This is a genomic window from Pseudoalteromonas sp. SWYJZ12 (genome assembly GCF_015864395.1).
In the GTDB taxonomy this organism is placed as follows: domain Bacteria; phylum Pseudomonadota; class Gammaproteobacteria; order Enterobacterales; family Alteromonadaceae; genus Pseudoalteromonas; species Pseudoalteromonas arctica.
This window is the reverse complement of sequence record NZ_JADYXH010000042.1, coordinates 1-2643: the sequence shown is the minus strand read 5'-3', so window position 1 is coordinate 2643 and position 2643 is coordinate 1. Positions and strand designations below refer to the sequence as shown.

1 protein-coding gene is annotated in these 2643 nt (G+C 37.1%); it reads right to left on the bottom strand.

Annotated features, from left to right (window positions below; all coding sequences use genetic code 11):
- Window positions 1-1001: 1001 nt before the first annotated feature.
- Window positions 1002-2417 carry a sodium:alanine symporter family protein gene (locus tag I6F42_RS19900; RefSeq protein ID WP_024591297.1) on the bottom strand — a complete coding sequence of 472 codons (1416 nt, stop codon included), beginning with the start codon at window positions 2415-2417 and terminating at the stop codon, window positions 1002-1004.
- Window positions 2418-2643 lie beyond the last annotated feature (226 nt).

Genomic DNA, 2643 nt, shown 5'->3' with positions numbered 1-2643 from the left:
TGGAATTGGTAGACACAAGGGATTTAAAATCCCTCGACTAACAAGTCGTGCCGGTTCAAGTCCGGCCTCGGGCACCATCTCTTTATTAAGCGCTCTGCTTAAAAAATCTAATAAATCTTCTAATATCTATAAAATATCCGGTAAAAATCCTGATTTATCATTTTTATGTTTTCTATGATTTATATTATCTTGATATGCACTATTTTATGCATGGTCTACCCAATAATAGCGTTGTGTGATAGTTCATTAAGAGTTTGTATATCTATCGTATTAAAGATATATATGAGTAAGCATAATGTAATATTTCCAAACCCAATCCTATAGCGCCTCAAATAAACCAGCCATGCAATCCTTAGCGACACACAGTACTTAATGCTAATGAATACACTTTGAACTGAACTAAGCGTCATAGACTTATGATACCAACCAGTAAAGTAGGCCATTAGCTTTAAAAAATTCAAAACAGTAAAGCAATCTACACCTCGAGAGCAAATAACCTTGAAAGCAAAGTTCAAACACCTATGTGCTGGTAGCATAAAGTAATACCAATCTGCTTATATATGGGGTCTATTTAAGGTTAAGGAAATTACGCTAGATTTAGGCAAAAATTTTTGTATCTAGTGTTCTAAATAAAAATTTTTAACGACGTTATAGTGCAATTTAATTCGTTAAATTGCTCAGAGATTTATGCAGGTTGGTATAGTTGTCGAATTGGTTGCTAACACATGCTCATTGGAAGTTAAAAATCGCGGGTAAGAGTAAGTCTAGAGTTATGGTGAGAACTTCAAATAGGTAAACAATAAAGTGCTTATACATAATGCAGAGCTATGGGCATTAAACATCTGTTTTTGTAGGTTGTCTTGTCTAGGCTGATAATCAAATAATGTCTATACAGTTCTTATCGTCCGTAACAGCTTTTACGTATAAATGATCGAGTGCTATGTGTCAGGACTTTTTATTTTTAGAACTAAAAAAGCGAGCCGTAGCTCGCTGTTTATTGTTTATTTCCAGGCCTCGGGATCGACCTCTTTAGCAAGTTTAGGATGCTTACTTTTGTCAAAGGTGGGTATTAAGCCCTTTTTGCGTTGTTCGTTGTAATCTTTAGAGAGCCATACAACAACACCTGAAAGCATAAATAGCGCTATAACGTTTACAATGGCCATTAAACCCATTGATATATCTGCCAGCGTCCAAATTAAACCAAGCTCACCAACAGCACCAAACATCACCATACCTAAAACAACAAGTCTAAAGATAAACATACCTTTATTAGAGTTGTGCTCTAAAAACATTAAATTTGTTTCAGCGTAAGAGTAATTAGCCACAATAGAAGTAAAAGCAAAAAACAATATAGCAATGGCAATAAAGTAAGTACCCCAGTCGCCGACATGTTCTTGTAATGCTGCTTGTGTAAGTTCAATCCCCATAACACCAGATTCAGGTACTAATTGCTGCGATAGTAAAATAAGAGAAGCAGTCGCTGTACAAATAACAATAGTATCAATAAATACACCTAGCATTTGCACATAACCTTGTGATGCTGGATGAGGAGGGTAAGGTGTCGCAGTGGCTGCAGCATTAGCTGCACTACCCATACCAGCTTCGTTTGAGAATAAGCCACGCTTTATACCTTGGATCATAGCTTGTGTAACACCATAACCAATTGCACCTGCACCAGCTTGTTCAATACCAAAAGCACTTTTTATTATAAGTACAATTACATCAGGTAATGCAGTAAAGTTAATAGCGCATACATAAAGAGCCACTAACAAGTAAGCTAATGCCATAAATGGGACAACCATTTCAGCAAAACGAGAAATCGTTTTCAAACCACCAAAAATAATAATACCAGAGCCAATAACCAAGCAAATGCCTACTATATACTTAGGTACATCAAACGCTACTTCAAATGCTGCAGCAATAGAGTTTGACTGTACGGCGTTAAATACCAAACCAAAGGCTAAAATTAAGCATAACGAGAATAAAGTCCCCATCCAGCGTTTACCTAAACCGTTTTGCATATAATAAGCAGGGCCACCTCTAAAATTGCCTTCAGCATCTTTTGTTTTATAAGCCTGAGCCAAAGTACTTTCAGCAAAGCTTGTAGCCATACCTATTAATGCAATAAGCCACATCCAAAAAATAGCACCTGGCCCACCTAGGTATAAGGCAACAGCAACACCAGCCATATTACCTGTACCAACACGTGCAGCTAACGAAGTACAAAAAGCCTGAAAGGATGAAATTTCGTTATCGGCACATTTACGAGAGCCAAACATAACTTTGAACATATGTGGAAATTGCACAAACTGAATAAAGCCTAGTCGAAAAGTAAAGAAGAGGCCTGCTGCTATTAATAAGTAGACGAGAACTTGGCCCCATAGAAGGGCACTTATACTGTTTATTATGTCTGTCATGGATACTGCCTAAATACATGAGTTAAAAAAAGTGACCGCAACTTATCACATCAGGATAAAAGTGTTTAGTTTTAAAGTTCAAAAACAGAGTTATCAACAGGGTTTTGTGGGTAACTTGTGCTTATCGTGTGTGCTTGCTTGGGGCTTAATTTTAATTACTATTTTATGCAAATAACGCTTGCGTAAAATCCGCCGCTCCCTATAATGCGACCCCACTGAGACGGGA

Bases quoted from the DNA above. Each gene is read 5' to 3' on its own strand.
- I6F42_RS19900 (WP_024591297.1), bottom strand. From the start codon at position 2,417: ATGACAGACATAATAAACAGTATAAGTGCCCTTCTATGGGGCCAAGTT.